The following is a 16,634-nucleotide window of genomic DNA, read 5'->3' as shown; positions in this document are numbered from 1 at the left end:
CAATGAGTCACGATCTCGCCGCCCTGTTCTACCTCGTCGCCTCCATCTGTTTCATTCTGGCGCTGCGCGGACTGTCGCATCCGGAAACGAGCCGCGGGGGTCTGCGCTATGGCATGGCCGGCATGGCCATTGCCGTGTTGACCACGCTTTTCATCCTGCCGGAGGTCAACTTCGTTCTCATTCTCGCTGGCGTCATCGTCGGCGGGTCGATTGGCACCATGATCGCCCTGCGCATCCAGATGACGGCACTGCCGCAGCTGGTGGCGGCCTTCCACTCTCTGGTGGGTCTGGCCGCTGTGCTCGTGGCGGCTGCGGCCTTCTACAATCCGGCCGCCTACGGCATCGGGCTGCCGGGCGCCATCAAGGCTGCATCCTTGATCGAGATGTCGATCGGTGCCGCCATTGGCGCCATCACCTTCACCGGCTCGATCGTTGCCTTTGCCAAGCTTCAGGGCCTGGTCAGTGGCAGGCCCGTGGTCTTCCCGATGCAGCATTGGCTGAACCTGGCGCTGGGCATTCTCACCGTCGTGCTGATCATCTGGATGGTGGCGGGGCAGTCGGCGACGGCCTTCTGGCTGCTGGTGCTGCTGACGCTGCTGCTGGGTGTACTGATCATCATCCCGATCGGCGGCGCCGACATGCCAGTCGTCATCTCCATGCTCAACTCCTACTCGGGCTGGGCTGCGGCAGGCATTGGCTTCACGCTGGGGAACAACCTTCTGATCATCACCGGCGCGCTCGTCGGATCGGCCGGCGCCATCCTCAGCTACATCATGTGCAAGGGCATGAACCGTTCCTTCTTCTCCGTGATCCTGGGTGGTTTCGGGGGAGAGAGTGCCGCTGCCGGGGGCGGTGGCGATGAGGACCGGACCTATCGTCAGGGGGCGGCCGAGGATGCAGCCTTCCTGATGCGCAACGCCGAGAAGGTGATCATCATCCCCGGCTATGGCATGGCCGTGGCCCAGGCCCAGCATGCCCTGCGTGAGATGGCCGATCTGCTCAAGAAAGAGGGCGTCGAGGTGAAGTACGCCATTCACCCCGTGGCCGGGCGGATGCCGGGACACATGAATGTGCTGCTCGCCGAGGCCAACGTGCCCTACGACGAGGTATTCGAGATGGACGAGATCAACCGCGAATTCTCGGAAACCGATGTGGCCTTCGTCATCGGCGCCAACGATGTCACCAACCCCTCGGCCAAGACGGACCCGGCCTCGCCCATTTATGGCATGCCGGTGCTGGACGTGGAGAAGGCGCAGAACGTGCTCTTCGTGAAGCGTTCCATGGCCAGCGGCTATGCCGGCGTGGACAATCCGCTGTTCTACATGGATCAGACCATGATGCTCCTCGCCGACGCCAAGAAGATGTGCGAGGACATCGTCAAGTCGCTGGAGGCCTGATCGGCCTGCAGCCCCTGCCTGCCCCGGCGGAGTCATTGACGCCTTCGCCGGGGCCGCTTATCGCTTAGTTCAAACTGCCCCGGCCTGCAGGCCCTGGCGGCCTTTTTCAGTCAATCGCGAGGTCATCGATGCGCATCAGCTTTGCCGCTCCCGAACTTCCCACCGACGGCTCCCTGGCGGTACTCGTGCCGGAGAACGGCAAGCCGGTCGGTATGCTGGCGCAGCTCGACACCGCCATGAACGGCGCGCTGGCCCGTCTGCTGGAGGGCAGCCGCTTCAAGGGCAAGAAGGGGCAGCTCACTGAACTCCAGGCGCCGCGCGGCCTGAAGCTGGACCGGCTGGTGCTGGTGGGTGTGGGCAAGGCAGACAAGGCCTCCGCCCTGGAGTTCGAGGCCGCAGGCGGCACCTTGGCCGCTCATCTGAACGGCGCCGGGGTCAGTGATGCCATGCTGCTGGTGGATATTGCCGGCAGCGAACTGTCCGCGGCCGAGCAGGCTGCGCACACGGCCTACGGCGCGCTGCTGCGCAACTACCGTTTCGACAAGTACCGCACCAAGGAGGAGAAGGAGAAGAAGCTGAGCCTCTCCGCCCTGGAGGTGCGCTGCGCCGAGCAGGAAGCGGCACAGCAGGCCTTTGCAGCGCTGGAACCGGTGGCTGGCGGCGTCTTCACCACGCGCAATCTGGTCTCCGAGCCGGCGAACGTGCTCTACCCCGAGAGTTTCGTCGAGCGGGCAAAGGAGCTGGAGGCGCTCGGCGTCAAGGTCGAGATCCTAGATGAGGCGGCGATGCAAGAGCGTGGCATGGGCGCGCTGCTTGGCGTCGGCCAAGGTTCGGAGCGCGAATCGCGCATTGTGCTGATGACCTGGAACGGCGCGGGCGAGGGCGGCGACAGCTACCCCGTGGCCTTCGTGGGCAAGGGCGTCTGCTTCGATACTGGTGGCATCTCGCTCAAGCCGGCCGCCGGCATGGAAGACATGAAGTGGGACATGGGCGGCGCCGGTGTGGTCGTCGGCCTGATGCACGCCCTGGCCGCTCGCAAGGCGAAGGTGAATGTCGTGGGCGCCTGCGGGCTGGTGGAGAACATGCCCGACGGCAAGGCCCAGCGGCCGGGCGATGTGGTGACCTCCATGTCCGGGCAGACCATCGAGATCATCAACACGGACGCCGAGGGGCGCCTGGTCCTGGCCGACGTGCTGACCTACGTGCAGGAGCGCTACAAGCCCGAGACCATCGTCGATCTCGCGACCCTGACCGGTGCGATCATGGTCGCGCTCGGCAAGTCCACCGCCGGTCTCTTCAGCAATGACGACGCCCTGTCCGCCGCGCTCACCGAGGCGGGTAAGGCCGTGGGCGAGCCGGTCTGGCGCCTGCCCATGGGCGAGGAGTACGACCGGATGATCGACAGCGACATCGCCGACATGAAGAACACCGGTCAGCGCTGGGGCGGTTCGATCACCGCGGCCCAGTTCCTGCAGCGCTTCGTGAACGAGGGCGTCCACTGGGCCCACATCGACATCGCCGGCACCACCTGGTCCGATAAGGACAAGCCGACGGTGCCCAAGGGCGCCACGGCCTTCGGTGTGCGCCTGCTTGACCGTTATGTGGCCAATCGGCTGGAGAAGTAGCCGCAGGCTGCGGAGGGCAGCGTGACGGAGGTCCGCTTTTATCATCTGACGACGACGGGCCTGGACCGCGCGCTGCCGCAACTTCTGGAAAAGACGCTGGAGCGCGGCAAGCGTGCGGTGGTCATGGCCCGCTCGGTGGAGCGGGTGGAGTGGCTTTGCGGCCTGCTCTGGACCTATGACGACCGCGGCTTCCTGCCGCATGGCAGCGCCCGCGACGGCCACGCCGAGGCACAGCCGGTCTGGATCACCGAGACCGACGAGAATCCCAACGGCGCGGCCTATCTCTTCCTGACCGACGGCGCGACCTCGGCGCAGATCGACGACTACGAGCTCTGTGCCCTGCTGTTCGATGGCGGGGACCAGGGAGCGCTTACCGCTGCGCGGGCGCAGTGGAAGGAGCTCAAAGCCGCCGGCCACTCGATCAGCTACTGGCAGCAGGACGCGCGTGGGCGCTGGAGCAAGCAGCAGGGTTGAGTCAGCCTGTGCGCGTACTCCGGCGCAGCATCGCCTCACGATAGACGATGTAGAGACCGCTCAGCACCACCAGGGGCCAGCCGAGCCAGATGTGCAGGCCCGGGGTCTCGCCCCAGATCAGCCAGCCGGTCAGCACCGCCCAGAGCATCGAGGTGTACTTGAAGGGCATGATCACGGCCACGGCGCCCCGGCTGAAGGCAGCGGTCATGGCGATCTGCGCGCCGCCGCCCAGCAGGCCGACCATGATCAGCAGTCCCCAGTCCCAACCCACCGGCATCACCCATTGGATGGGCATGAAGGCACCGGAGAGCAGCGTGGTGCTGACGGTGAACCAGAAAATGATGGACGCGTTGGTCTCGGTGCGAGACAGGCTGCGCACGTAGATCATCGCCAGCGCGTTGAAGAGCGCGCCGAGCAGCGGGACCAGGGCGATCACCTGGAAGACCCCGGGGCCGGGCTGGATCATGATCACCACGCCGACGAAGCCGACCAGGCAAGCGAGCCAGCGCCGCATCCCCACCTTCTCGCCCAGCATGGGGACCGAGAGCAGGGTGATGAAGAGCGGGGCGGCGAAGCTGATGGCCACGGCATCGGCCAGCTTCATCTGGCTGTAGGCGTAGAAGAGCAGCGACATGGCCGCCGTGCCGCACAGGCAGCGCAGCAGATGCCCCCCGGGCCGGCGCACCCGCAGGGCGCTGCTCATCCCGCCCATGCGGTGGATGATGAAGGCCAGCGGGATGAAGGCGAAGAGCGAACGAAAGAAGACGATCTGCATCGTCGGGTAGTCGTCGCCGAGCCACTTCACGAAGCCGTCCATCAGCGAGAAGAGGCTGACGGCGATCAGCATCATGGCGATGCCGTTCAGGGTGCGGTCACCGCGACCCTGCTGCTCTGCCGTGACTGTTGGAGGGTCGGCAACCGCCGCGCGCGGCGCTGGCGTGGCCTCTCCGGTATCGGACGCTTGGCTCATGCGACTGCTGTGGTTCCCTGACTGCGAGGGAGCCTACATGCATTGCCCGGTCATTTGGGCTGCGAATCCTGCAGGGGAGACCGCAGCCAATCTCTTCTCAGCTTCGGTGCGGCAGGGAGCCCAGGTCGACGACGAAGAGTTTGCGGCAGCCGTCGAGGTCGTAGCGGTGATGACTTTCCCGGGAGACCACCCCGTCGATCAGCCAGACCAGATGCAGCTTGTCGTCGCGCTCAGCATCCGCGCCGGTGGCAGGTTCGCAGTACTGCCACACCTCAACGTTGCCATTGCTCTGGCGGGCGTGGGGCTGGCCGTAGGCGGCCACGACCTTGTCGCGCGGATCGCCGGTGACCTGCGGGGGCGGGGCACTGTGCAGGCAGGCGCCCATGGTGAGGAGCAGCCCGGCGAGCAGGGCGCTGCGCGCCGCGATCGCTCGGAACTGATAGGTCGGATGGGCCGAAGGCGTCACCTGGTATCTCCCAATCGTGCTCTGGCGAAGCGTGGTGATGCAGCCCCAATCTGCGGTGCTGGACAGCATGCGGGGTAATGTGGCGCCCGCATGGCAATGCTGGGAACGTTGCCGAGACTTTCCTGTACAGCGAACCTCCACCCCGCTTCAATAGCCGGATCGCCGCAGCTCGAGGGGAGGCACAGGTGAAAGAGGCCGTTTCTGCGGAGGGGGCGAAGCACGAGGCGGTGTTGAGCCCGCGCCGCCGGCGCATTCTGGAACTGACGCGGCAGCGGGGTTTTGTCTCGATCGAGGGACTGGCCGAGCACTTTGGCGTCACCCCCCAGACCATCCGCCGCGACATCAATGCGCTCTGCGCCCAGGATATGCTGCTGCGCTACCATGGCGGTGCGGGCCTGCCGTCCAGCGTTGAGAACGAGCCCTATCCCGCCCGCCGGGTGAAGCAGCTCGAGGAAAAGCGCCTCATCGCCGAACTGGTCACCGAGGCGGTGCCGGAGCGCGCCTCCCTGTTCCTCAACATCGGCACCACGACCGAAGCCGTTGCGCGCAGCCTGGTGCGGCGCGACGGCCTGCGGGTGATCACCAACAATCTCAACGTCGCGGCCACCATGAGCGAGAATCCGGCCATCGAGGTCATCGTCGCCGGTGGCTTGGTGCGCAGCCGCGACCGCGGCATCGTGGGAGAGGCAACCATCGACTTGATCGGGCAGTTCAAGGTCGACATCGGCATCATCGGGATCAGCGGCATCGATCCCGACGGCTCCCTGCTGGATTTCGACTATCGGGAGGTGCGGGTGGCGCAGGCCATCATCGCCAACTCCCGCCAGGTCTATCTCGTTGCCGACCACACCAAATTCGGCCGCAACGCACTGGTGCGACTGGGGCATCTGGACCAGATCGACCGGCTCTTCACCGACCGCCCACCGCCGGTGAACATGCGCGAAAGTCTGATGGCCGCCGGTGTGAAGGTGATACATCCACAGAACAGGGCCGAGGCGGCTTCCTGACACACTGTCGCCGTGTGGTGCAGTCCTGTGACCCGCCTGTCCCGAGAAAGACACACGCACAAGCGGTGTCTTTGTGGCAGAAGCTCCGTATGAGTGGGAAAATGATTGGTCGTCTGACCGGGGCGCTGCTCTGCCTTCTCGTGTCGCCTGTGGTTGCCCAAGAGTCCGCCCAACCCGAGGCGCCGCGTCAGCCGGTGCGTCCGGAAGACGGTACCTTCTCCCTGAAGATCGAGAACGATCTCGTCAACGACACCGACCGCGACTACACGCACGGTACGCAATTCACCTGGCTCTCGCCGGAGATACAGGGCGAGCACTGGGCGCGCCGGCTGATCGAGACCGTACCGGGCCTGACCTACGGTGATCGCTTGCGCTACAGCCTGTCCGTCGGACAGAGCATCTTCACGCCGCGAGACACACAAACCAGTCGGCGCCAGAAGGATGACCGGCCTTACGCCGGCTGGCTTTACCTCGGGCTGGCTGCCGTGGCCTATGACGCGCGCTATCAGCTCCTGCAGAGCCTGGCGCTCGATGTCGGGGTGGTCGGTCCGCCGGCGATGGGGCGCCAGGTACAGAACTCAGTGCATCGCCTGATCTCGGCACCGGAGGCCGAGGGCTGGCAGCACCAATTGCGCACCGAACCCGGCATCCAGCTCTCCTATGAGCGCAAGTGGCGCCAGTTCCATCACCGGCCCTTCGGCGACCGCTTCGGCATCGATCTGATGCCGCATGTGGGTGCGGCACTGGGCAATGTGGCCACCTACGCGGGGGCCGGTGCGTCCTGGCGCGTCGGCTTCGATCTGGAAGAGGACTTCGGTCCGCCGCGCATCCGGCCCAGCCTGCCGGGCAGCACCTTCTTCAAGGTGGGCGGTCTCAGCGGCTATGTCTTCCTCGGCCTCGAAGGCCGTGGGGTGGCGCGGGACATCTTCCTCGACGGGAACACCTTCGGTGGCGGCCACAGCGTTTCCCGCCGCTGGTTCGTGGGCGAGCTTCAGGCCGGCGCTGCCGTCAGCTACGAAAACGTCCGCCTCGCCTACACCCAGGTTTACCGGACACCGCAGATCCGCAACCGCGACAAGGGCGATCGCTTCGGCGCCCTGACACTCTCCTGGCGCGTGCGCTTCTGACGGCGCCTGTCAGGCGCTGCGGCGGTCTTTGACGCCGGGCAGGTAGGGGGCCAGGAAGGCGCCGGTGTAGCTCCCCGGGGTTTCCGCCACGGCTTCGGGCGTGCCCTGGGCGACGATCTGCCCGCCGCCATCGCCACCCTCGGGGCCCAGGTCCAGGATCCAGTCCGCGGTCTTGATCACCTCGAGATTGTGCTCGATCACCACAACCGTGTTGCCCTGGTCCACCAGCGCGTGCAGTACCTCAAGCAGCTTCTTCACATCCTCGTAGTGCAGCCCGGTGGTCGGCTCGTCGAGGATATAGAGGGTGCGGCCCGTGGCGCGGCGGGAGAGCTCCTTGGCCAGCTTCACCCGCTGCGCTTCGCCACCGGAGAGGGTCGTTGCCGCCTGGCCGACTTGGACGTAGCCGAGGCCCACGCGCTCCAGCGTCTCCATCTTGTTGCGGATGCTGGGCACGGCCTGGAAGAAGAGTGCCGCCTCCTCAACGGTCATGGCCAGCACGTCGGCGATGGACTTGCCCTTGAAGGTGACTTCCAGGGTTTCCCGGTTGTAGCGCCTGCCCTTGCAGACGTCGCACTCAACGTAGACGTCGGGCAGGAAGTGCATCTCGATCTTGATCACCCCGTCGCCCTGACAGGCCTCGCAGCGTCCGCCCTTCACGTTGAAGGAGAAGCGGCCGGGCTTGTAGCCGCGCGCGCTGGCCTCCGGCAGACCGGCGAACCATTCCCGGATCGGGGTGAAAGCGCCGGTGTAGGTGGCGGGGTTGGAGCGCGGGGTGCGGCCGATGGGCGACTGGTCGATGTCGATCACCTTGTCCAGCAACTCCAGGCCCTGGATCGAATCATGCGGCGCCGGCTGCACCCGGCCGCCGTTCAGCTGTCGCGCGATGGCCTTGTAGAGTGTGTCGATGGTCAGCGTGGACTTGCCGCTGCCGGAAACCCCGGTGACGCAGGTGAAGGTGCCGAGCGGAATGGTGGCGTCGATGCCCTTCAGGTTGTTGCCCCGGGCGTTGCGCAGGGTGAGCTTCTGCTGCTTCCGACCCTTGCGGCGCGTCGTGGGCACGGCGATCTGGCGCCGGCCGGTCAGATATTGGCCGGTGATGGAGGCGGGGTTGGCCATCACCTCTTCGGGCGTGCCCTCGGCCACGATGCTGCCGCCATGCACCCCGGCGCCGGGGCCCATGTCCACCAAATGATCCGCGGCGCGGATGGCATCCTCGTCATGCTCGACCACGATCACCGTGTTGCCGATGTCGCGCAGCCGGCGCAGCGTGTCCAGCAGGCGGGCGTTGTCGCGCTGGTGCAGGCCGATTGAGGGCTCGTCGAGCACGTAGAGCACGCCAGTCAGACCCGAGCCGATCTGCGAGGCCAGGCGGATGCGCTGGCTTTCTCCGCCCGATAGCGTCGCTGAGGCCCGCGAGAGGGTGAGATAGGTCAGGCCCACGTCGTTCAGGAACCCCAGGCGCTCCCGGATCTCCTTGAGGATGCGCTGGGCGATGTCGCGCTGCTTGGCGGTCAACTTGGGCTCCAGGCCCTGAAACCAGGCCAGGGCCTCGGCCACCGACTTCTCGACCACCTCGCCGATGTGCAGTGTGTCGATCTTGACCGCCAGCGCCTCGGGCTTAAGGCGGTGGCCGCCGCAGGCCTCGCAGGGGCGGCTGGCGCGGTACTTCTCGATCTCCTCGCGCACCCAGTCGCTGTCGGTTTCCTTCCAGCGGCGCTCCAGGTTGGGGACGATGCCTTCGAAGGCCTTCTTGGTCTCGTAACGCCTGAGGCCGTCGTCGAAGGTCATGGTGACCGGCTTGCCCTTGGTGCCGAAGAGGATGGCATCGCGTACCTCGTCGGGCAGCTCGCGCCAGGGCGTGGTCATCCTGACCTGGAAGTGCTTTGCCAGGGAGCGCAGCGTCTGAGCGTAGTAGGGCGAGGAGGAGCTTGCCCAGGGGGCAATGGCGCCGCGATCCAGAGTCAGACTGCTGTCCGGCACCACCAGATCGGGCGCGACGAAGTAGGTCGCACCCAGTCCATCGCAGGCGGGGCAGGCGCCGAAGGGATTGTTGAACGAGAAGAGCCGGGGCTCGATCTCGTCGATGGTGAAGCCCGAGACCGGGCAGGCAAAGCGCGCCGAGAAGGTCAGGCGCTCGCCGCTGTCGGCATCCTCGGTGAAGGCCAGGCCGTCCGCCAGTTCCAGCGCGGTCTCGAAGGATTCCGCCAGGCGCTGTTCGAGATCGGGGCGGACGATGAGGCGGTCAACCACCACCTCGATGTCGTGCTTGCGCTTCTTGTCCAGCGTTGGCGCCTCGTCGATCGCGTAGACCTCGCCGTCGATCTTCACCCGCTGGAAGCCGCGCTTCTGCAGCTCGAGCAGCTCCTTGCGGTACTCTCCCTTGCGGCCGCGTACGATGGGGGCGAGCAGGTAGAGACGCGTGCGCTCCGGCAGCGTCATGACCCGATCGACCATCTGGCTCACTGTCTGGCTCTCGATGGGCAGGCCGGTGGCGGGAGAGTAGGGCACGCCGACCCGGGCAAAGAGCAGGCGCAGGTAGTCGTAGATCTCGGTGACCGTGCCCACGGTCGAGCGCGGATTCTTCGAGGTGGTCTTCTGCTCGATCGAGATCGCCGGAGACAGGCCCTCGATGGAATCCACATCCGGCTTCTGCATCAGTTCCAGGAACTGGCGGGCGTATGCGGAAAGGGATTCGACGTAGCGGCGCTGGCCTTCGGCGTAGATGGTATCGAAGGCGAGGGAGGACTTGCCGCTGCCGGAGAGACCGGTGATCACCACCAGCTTGTCGCGCGGCAGCACGACGTCGACATTCTTGAGATTATGCTCGCGCGCACCGCGCACGTCGATCTTCGGACCAGTAATTTCCGAGGGCATGGGCAGTTCATCCGGGTCGGGGAAGGCCGTTACTATGCCGCGCCTGGACCCCTTTGGCGAGGATCATTTCGTGAACAAGTTGGCCCGTGACATGGCCATCTATGTCTAGTCGGCCGGAACAGGCTCGAGCCAGCCGTCGAGGTCCTCCAGGGCGCGCGTGGCCAGCGCGGGCTTGCGATCGCGCTTCTTCAGTTTGCGCTGCCCCGGCGGTGGCGCAATGGGCGGCAGCAGGCCGAAGTTGATGTTCATGGGTTGGAAGGTTTCGGCCTCGGCTCCCCCGGTGATGTGGGAGAGCAGGGCGCCCAGCGCCGTGGTGGGCGGCGGCGGATTTTGCGCCTCGCCCTTGCGTTCGGCCGCGGCGAAGCGTCCTGCCAGCAGGCCCACCGCCGCGCTTTCCACATAGCCCTCCACGCCGGTCACCTGTCCGGCGACCCGCAGGCGCGGCGCCGCCTTCATGCGGAGCTGCCCGTCCAGCAGCTTGGGCGAGTTGATGAAGGTGTTGCGGTGCAGCCCGCCGAGCCGGGCAAACTCCGCGTTCTCCAGCCCCGGGATGCTGCGGAAGATGCGCACCTGCTCGCCGTACTTCAGCTTGGTCTGGAAGCCGACCATGTTGAACAGCGTGCCGAGAGCATTGTCCTGGCGGAGCTGGACCACGGCATGCGCCTCCCGGCCGCTGTGCGGGTCTGTCAGGCCGACCGGCTTCATGGGACCGTAGCGCAAGGTCTCGCGCCCGCGTTCGGCCATGACCTCGATGGGCAGGCAGCCCTCGAAGTAGGGCGTGTCCTTCTCCCACTCGCGGAACTCGGTCTTCTCGCCGCTCAGCAGGGCGTCGATGAAGGCCTCGTACTGCTCGCGGTCCAGGGGGCAGTTGATGTAGTCCTTGCCCCCGCCCTTGTCGTAGCGGGACTGGAACCAGGCCACGTCGAAGTCGATGCTCTCGCGATGCACGATCGGGGCGATGGCGTCGAAGAAGGCAAGATGGTCCTCGCCGCCCAGCGCGCCGATGGCTTCCGCCAGGGCCGGGGAGGTCAGGGGGCCGGTGGCCAGGATAACGCTGTCCCAATCTTCCGGCGGCAAGCCGGCCACCTCCTCGCGCCGGATCTCCACCAGCGGGTGCTCGGCGAGGGTGGCCGTCACCGCCTCGGAGAAGCCGTCACGATCCACCGCCAGCGCACCGCCTGCCGGCAGACGGTGCTTATCGCCGCAGCGCATGATCAGGCTGTCGCAGCGGCGCATTTCCGCGTGCAGCAGGCCGACGGCGTTGTTCATGGCATCGTCCGAGCGGAAGGAATTGGAGCAGACCAGCTCGGCCAGCCCCTCGGTCTTGTGCGCCGGCGTCTTGCGCTGCGGGCGCATTTCGTGCAGCACGACGGGTACGCCGCTGCGTGCGATCTGCCAGGCTGCTTCGCTGCCGGCCAGGCCGCCGCCGACGACGTGGACTGGGGAAAGGCGGGTCTTATCCATGCTGCGAGAGATAGCGGTGCACTCGGGCCGCGACAATGGATCTCCGGTGAGAATGTTTCGCCGGATGCTCCGCACCAGCGCGATTGCGCTGCTCGCCTGGCTGTTGGCCCTGCCGGCCTTGGGGCAGGATCTGCCCAATCTGACGGCCCTGCAGGCGCGCGGCGGGTCGGTGTCCGGGCTGGTCGTCGATCTGGAAGACGGGCGGGTCGTCGCCGAGTTGGCGCCCGATCGTCAGGTCACGCCTGCGTCCGTCACCAAGCTCGTCACCGGTGCCCTGGCGCTGGAGACCTGGGGGCCGGACCACAGCTTCACGACCCGGATCGCCGCGACGGCGACACCACAAGACGGGCGCGTTGCCGGCGATCTGGTGCTTATCGGTGGGGCCGATCCGGCGCTGACCGAGGAAGGACTCTGGCATCTGGCGCGGGACCTGGCGCAGCAGGGCATCCGGGAGGTCTCGGGTGATTTGGTCGTCGATGCCTCGCGCTTCGGCCATGTGGAGTGCAGCCTGCGCGATCGCTGCGAGGCGTTGGCGCAGTCCCACCACTCCTATGCCGCACCGCTCTCCGCCGCCGGGGTCAATTTCGCCAGCGTGGCTGTCACCCTGCGCCCGGGAGCGGCAGCCGGGCAGGCCGCCCAGGTACAGCCCGAGCCCTTCCAACTGCCCTCGCTCCAGGTGGTCGCCGATACCAGCACCCGGACCGGCGGTGGCTTCGAACTGCAGGTGGTGCGCGACAGCCTGAGCGAAGGCGAGCGCCTGCAGGTGGCTGGCAGCGTCCCGGCCGGGCATCAGCCGGTGGCGATCCGGCGCTCAGTGGCGCATCCGGAGCGCCACAGCGGCGAGGTGTTGCGCGGCTTCCTCCAGCGCGAGGGCGTGACGCTGCAGGGCGAGCTGCGCTTTGCCTACACGCCGCAGCCCTATCAACTCGTGCTGGCCCAGTACGAAGGGCGCCCCTTGGGCGAAACGCTCAAGAGCATGATGTATTTTTCCACCAACTTCACGGCCGACGTTCTGGCCCTGGAGATGTCGCGCAATGCTGGGCAGGGTGCGCCGCTGAACCTCCCCCAGGCCGGAGCCTTTCTCAGCCGCTACCTCCATGAAAGTCTGAGCGGGAGCCGCTTCGGGCAGGGCGTAAACCCGGCAGCCAGCCTGCGCGACGGCAGCGGCCTGGATCCCGACAACCGGGTCAGCGCGCGCGAGCTGGTGGCCCTGCTCGATCGCATCTACATGCGCCTCGACCTCTTCCAGCCCTTCCTTGGCGCGCTGAGCGTGCCGCTGCACGCCCGGGGCACGCTGCTTAGGGGGCAGGATCCCGAGTGGGCGACCAACGTGGCTGGCAAGACCGGCGGGCTGAGCGTGCCGGTGTCGGTGACTACCTTTGCCGGCTATCTGCGCTTTCCCGACGGCGGATGGGGGGCCTTCGCCTTCCTCGTCAACGGCGCGCCGGGACAGCCCATTGGCCGGGCCGATGCCTTCGAGGCCATGCGGCAAGACTTCGCTGTGCTGCGGAGCCGGAACTGAAGGTCAACCCGAGGAGCGGCCGCCAGCCTGCCCTTGGCGCGACTCGGGGCCGGAAGAAAGAGTGACCCCATGACCTTGAGCCGCTTCGTCCATCTGCGCGTCCATTCGGCCTATTCCCTGTCGGAAGGGGCCATTCGCATCAAGGAGCTGGTGCAGCTCTGCAAAGATCGGAACATGCCTGCGGTGGCGGTGTCCGACAGCGGCAATCTCTTCGGTGCACTGGAGTTCGCGCTGGCGGCCTCTGGAGCCGGGGTGCAGCCCATCATCGGCTGCGTGCTGGCCGTGAAGCGGGAGGTGCAGGAGCCCACGGCGTCCCGCACGCCGACGCCCGAGCGGGTGCTGCTTCTGGTGCAGGACGAGACCGGCTACCGCAATCTCCTGAAGTTGGTCAGCAAGTCCTTCCTCGAGACGCCGGACGACCAGGAGCCTCATGTCACGCTGCAGGACCTGGAACGCTGGTCGGAAGGCCTGCTTCTGCTCTCCGGTGGCAGCGACGGGCCGCTTGCGCGGGCTTTGCTCTCGGGCAATGACGATCTGGCGGAAACGCTACTGCAGCGCCTGAAGGCGGCTTTTCCGGGCCGCTGCTACATCGAGGTGCAGCGCCATGGGCTTCCAGATGAGGAGGCCACGGAGGAGCGCCTGATCGAGCTCGCCTATGCGCACGATTGGCCGCTGGTGGCGACGAACGATGCCTACTTTGCCAAGGCGGAACAGTACGAAGCCCATGATGCGTTGCTCTGCATCGCAGGGAGCACCTACATCCTGGAAAGCGACCGGCGGCGCCTGACGCCCGAGCATCGCTTCAAGCCCGCGCCGGAGATGGAGGCGCTTTTCGAGGACCTGCCGGAAGCCATCGACAACACGCAGGTCATCGCCCGGCGCTGCTCCTACTTCCCGACCACTGTGAAGCCGATCCTGCCGCCTTTCGAGACGGAAGGCGGGCGCGGTGAGGTGGAGGAACTGCGCGCCCAGGCCCGCGCCGGGCTGGAGCACCGCCTGGAAGCCCATGTCTATGAGCCTGAGGACGACGAGGCGGCGCGTGAAGCCAAGGCTGCACCCTATCGTCAGCGCCTGGATTACGAACTCGGCATCATTGAGGAGATGGGCTTCCCCGGCTACTTCCTGATCGTCGCGGACTTCATCAAGTGGGCGAAGGCGCAGGAGATTCCGGTGGGGCCGGGCCGCGGCTCCGGCGCCGGCTCGGTGGTGGCCTATGCCCTGACCATCACCGATCTGGACCCGCTGCGCTGGGGGCTGTTGTTCGAGCGGTTCCTGAATCCCGAGCGCGTGTCCATGCCGGACTTCGACGTGGACTTCTGCCAGGACCGCCGCGACGAGGTCATCCGCTACGTCCAGGAGCGCTACGGCCGCGATAAGGTCGCGCAGATCATCACCTTCGGAAAGCTGCAGGCCCGCGCGGTGCTGCGCGACGTCGGCCGTGTGCTGCAGCTGCCCTATGGCCAGGTGGACCGCCTCTGCAAGCTCGTGCCCAACAACCCGGCCAATCCGGTGACGCTGCAGCAGGCCCTCGACGGTGAGCCGCAACTGCAGGCGGCGCGCGAAGAGGATGAGACGGTCGGCCGGATGATCGACATCGCGCTGGAGTTGGAAGGGCTCTACCGCCATGCCTCGACCCATGCGGCCGGCGTGGTTATCGGCGATCGTCCCCTGGACGAGTTGGTGCCGCTCTATCGCGACCCGCGCTCCGACATGCCGGTCACCCAGTTCAACATGAAGTATGTTGAAGAGGCGGGGCTGGTGAAGTTCGACTTCCTGGGCCTGAAGACCCTGACGGTTCTGGCCCGGGCGCGCGATCTCATTCGCGAGCACAGCCCTGATTTCGACCTCGTCAGCCTGCCGCTGGACGACACGGCCTCCTACACGTTAATGGCTCGCGGCGACACGGTCGGGGTGTTCCAGCTGGAATCCACCGGCATGCGCGATGCCTTGAAGCGGCTCAAGCCCGACCGCTTCGAGGACGTGATCGCCATGGTCGCGCTCTACCGACCGGGGCCGATGGAGAACATCCCCGCCTACATCCGGCGCAAAAAGGGCGAGGAGGAGCCGGACTACCTCTACCCCAGCCTGGAGCCGATCCTGAAGGAGACCTTCGGGATCATGATCTACCAGGAACAGGTGATGCAGATTGCCCAGGAGCTGGCCGGCTACTCGCTGGGTGCGGCTGACCTCCTGCGCCGGGCCATGGGCAAGAAGATCAAGGCGGAGATGGACGCCCAGCGCGAGATCTTCGTGCAGGGCGCCACCGAGCGCGGCGTGCCCGAGGACAAGGCGCGCGCCATCTTCGAGCAGGTGAACAAGTTCGCAGGCTATGGCTTCAACAAGTCGCACGCCGCCGCTTACGCCCTGGTCGCCTATCAGACCGCCTATCTCAAGGCGAACTACCCGGTCGAGTTCATGGCGGCGATCATGACCTACGACATGGGCAATACCGACAAGCTCAATCTCTTCCGCCAGGAGCTCGACCGCCTACGCATCCGCCTGCTCCCACCGGACGTGAACCACTCCTTTGCCGATTTCGCCGTGGAGGCCCTGCCGGAAGGCGGCAAGGCGATCCGCTATGCCCTGGGCGCCATCAAGAACGTGGGCGCCACCGCCATGAAGCAGCTGGTGGCCGAGAGGGAGGAAAAGGGTCCCTTCGCGTCCCTGGGCGACTTTGCGCGGCGGATCGATGCGCGTGCGATCAACAAGCGCGCCATCGAGAACTTGGTGTGCGCCGGCGCAATGGACTCCCTGGAGCCGAACCGGCAGCGGTCGCATCTTGCCGCCGAGAGCATCGTGCGCCATGCGGCCACGGCTGCGAATGAGCGCGACAGCGGCCAGTTCAGCCTGCTCGGCGGTACGGCGCAGCCGGAAACGCTGAAACTGCAGCCGGTTTCCGACTGGCCGGCGATCGACCGGCTGCAGAAGGAGTTCGATGCCCTGGGTTTCTATCTCTCGGCGCATCCGCTCGACAGCTATCGCAACCTGCTCCAGCGCCGGCGCGTCGTCAGCATCGCGGACCTGCCCAAGGCTGTGATCGGTGGACAGAGCCGGCAGGTGCTGGCGGGGATCGTGGTGGCGAAACAGGAGCGCACCTCCAAGAAGGGCAGCCGCTTTGCCTTCGTGCAGCTGTCCGATGCCACGGGCGTGTTCGAGGTCACCTGTTTTTCGGAAACGCTGGGGCGCTGCCGCGCGCTGCTGGAAGGAGGCAAGCCGCTCCTGGTGACGGTCAGTGTGGAGCGCCAAGGCGAGGAGGGCGATCTGCGCCTGACCGGCCATGAGTTCGAGGACCTGGATGAAGCGCTTGCCAAGACGGCAGCCGGCCTCAAGCTCTTCGTGCAGGAGCGCGAGCCTCTGGTGCAGCTTCAGCAGGTACTGGAGAAGGAGCGCCGCGGGCGCAGCAGGGTGACCGTCGTGCTCGCCCTGGAGGAGGAGCGGGAGGTGGAGATTGACCTGCCCGGCGCCTATGCCCTCTCCCCGGCCTGCCGCCAGGCGATCAAGTCTCTGCCGGGTCTAGTGGTGGAGGATCTGTGAGCCAACTTGCGCTCACACGCTGCTACGCCTTGCAATCTCCACTGCTCACAGATATCACAACGCCGCACTGAAACCTCACGCGGATCAGCGCGGCCGTTCGCATGCGGTCGCTCCGGTGTCCGGTGCCCAGCAATGGGAGCCGGATCACTCACTCCGCGGCGGATAAACCGGAGA

General features: G+C 66.4%; 11 protein-coding genes. 7 read left to right on the top strand and 4 right to left on the bottom strand.

Going from position 1 to position 16,634, the window contains the following annotated elements:
- Positions 1–2: 2 nt before the first annotated feature.
- From ABZ720_RS10740 to ABZ720_RS10730, 3 genes are all read left to right on the top strand, one after another.
- On the top strand, positions 3–1,397 hold the full coding sequence (locus tag ABZ720_RS10740) for an NAD(P)(+) transhydrogenase (Re/Si-specific) subunit beta (protein WP_366555524.1): 1,395 nt from the start codon (positions 3–5) through the stop codon (positions 1,395–1,397).
- 128 nt (positions 1,398–1,525) lie between these two features.
- A complete protein-coding gene (locus tag ABZ720_RS10735) occupies positions 1,526–3,022 on the top strand; it encodes a leucyl aminopeptidase (protein ID WP_366555523.1) in 1,497 nt (498 codons plus the stop codon).
- 21 nt (positions 3,023–3,043) lie between these two features.
- Entirely contained in the window at positions 3,044–3,496 is a 453-nt protein-coding gene (locus ABZ720_RS10730) for a DNA polymerase III subunit chi (RefSeq protein ID WP_366555522.1), read from the top strand.
- A gap of 1 nt (position 3,497) precedes the next feature.
- Here ABZ720_RS10730 and ABZ720_RS10725 read toward each other — a convergent pair whose 3' ends face one another.
- On the bottom strand, positions 3,498–4,466 hold the full coding sequence (locus tag ABZ720_RS10725; RefSeq protein ID WP_366555521.1) for a DMT family transporter: 969 nt from the start codon (positions 4,464–4,466) through the stop codon (positions 3,498–3,500).
- Between the two features lie 97 nt (positions 4,467–4,563).
- A complete protein-coding gene (locus tag ABZ720_RS10720; protein WP_366555520.1) occupies positions 4,564–4,932 on the bottom strand; it encodes a hypothetical protein in 369 nt (122 codons plus the stop codon).
- Between the two features lie 185 nt (positions 4,933–5,117).
- Between ABZ720_RS10720 and ABZ720_RS10715 the strand changes: the two genes are divergently transcribed.
- Positions 5,118–5,939, top strand: a complete 822-nt coding sequence (locus ABZ720_RS10715) for a DeoR/GlpR family DNA-binding transcription regulator (RefSeq protein ID WP_438264092.1) — start codon at positions 5,118–5,120, stop codon at positions 5,937–5,939.
- A gap of 101 nt (positions 5,940–6,040) precedes the next feature.
- Complete coding sequence (locus tag ABZ720_RS10710; RefSeq protein ID WP_366555519.1) at positions 6,041–7,066, top strand: lipid A deacylase LpxR family protein; 1,026 nt, start codon at positions 6,041–6,043, stop codon at positions 7,064–7,066.
- A 9-nt stretch (positions 7,067–7,075) separates the two neighbouring features.
- Here ABZ720_RS10710 and uvrA read toward each other — a convergent pair whose 3' ends face one another.
- Together uvrA and trmFO are read right to left on the bottom strand one after the other, a co-directional pair.
- On the bottom strand, positions 7,076–9,940 hold the full coding sequence (gene uvrA / locus ABZ720_RS10705; protein WP_366555518.1) for an excinuclease ABC subunit UvrA: 2,865 nt from the start codon (positions 9,938–9,940) through the stop codon (positions 7,076–7,078).
- A gap of 105 nt (positions 9,941–10,045) precedes the next feature.
- Positions 10,046–11,404 (bottom strand): methylenetetrahydrofolate--tRNA-(uracil(54)-C(5))-methyltransferase (FADH(2)-oxidizing) TrmFO, encoded by a 1,359-nt coding sequence (trmFO, locus tag ABZ720_RS10700; RefSeq protein ID WP_366555517.1) that lies wholly within the window; start codon positions 11,402–11,404, stop codon positions 10,046–10,048.
- A gap of 64 nt (positions 11,405–11,468) precedes the next feature.
- On the opposite strand from trmFO, the gene dacB reads away from it, so the two are divergent.
- The gene (gene dacB, locus ABZ720_RS10695) at positions 11,469–12,926 is read left to right on the top strand and encodes a D-alanyl-D-alanine carboxypeptidase/D-alanyl-D-alanine endopeptidase (RefSeq protein ID WP_366555516.1); all 1,458 of its coding nucleotides are present in this window, start codon (positions 11,469–11,471) and stop codon (positions 12,924–12,926) included.
- A 69-nt stretch (positions 12,927–12,995) separates the two neighbouring features.
- Entirely contained in the window at positions 12,996–16,460 is a 3,465-nt protein-coding gene (dnaE, locus tag ABZ720_RS10690; RefSeq protein ID WP_366555515.1) for a DNA polymerase III subunit alpha, read from the top strand.
- Positions 16,461–16,634: the final 174 nt, after the last annotated feature.

Origin of the sequence: Aquibaculum sediminis (assembly GCF_040712085.1) — a bacterium.
In the GTDB taxonomy this organism is placed as follows: Bacteria; Pseudomonadota; Alphaproteobacteria; order Kiloniellales; family DSM-21159; genus Aquibaculum; species Aquibaculum sediminis.
This window is presented reverse-complemented; position numbering and strand designations above follow the sequence as displayed.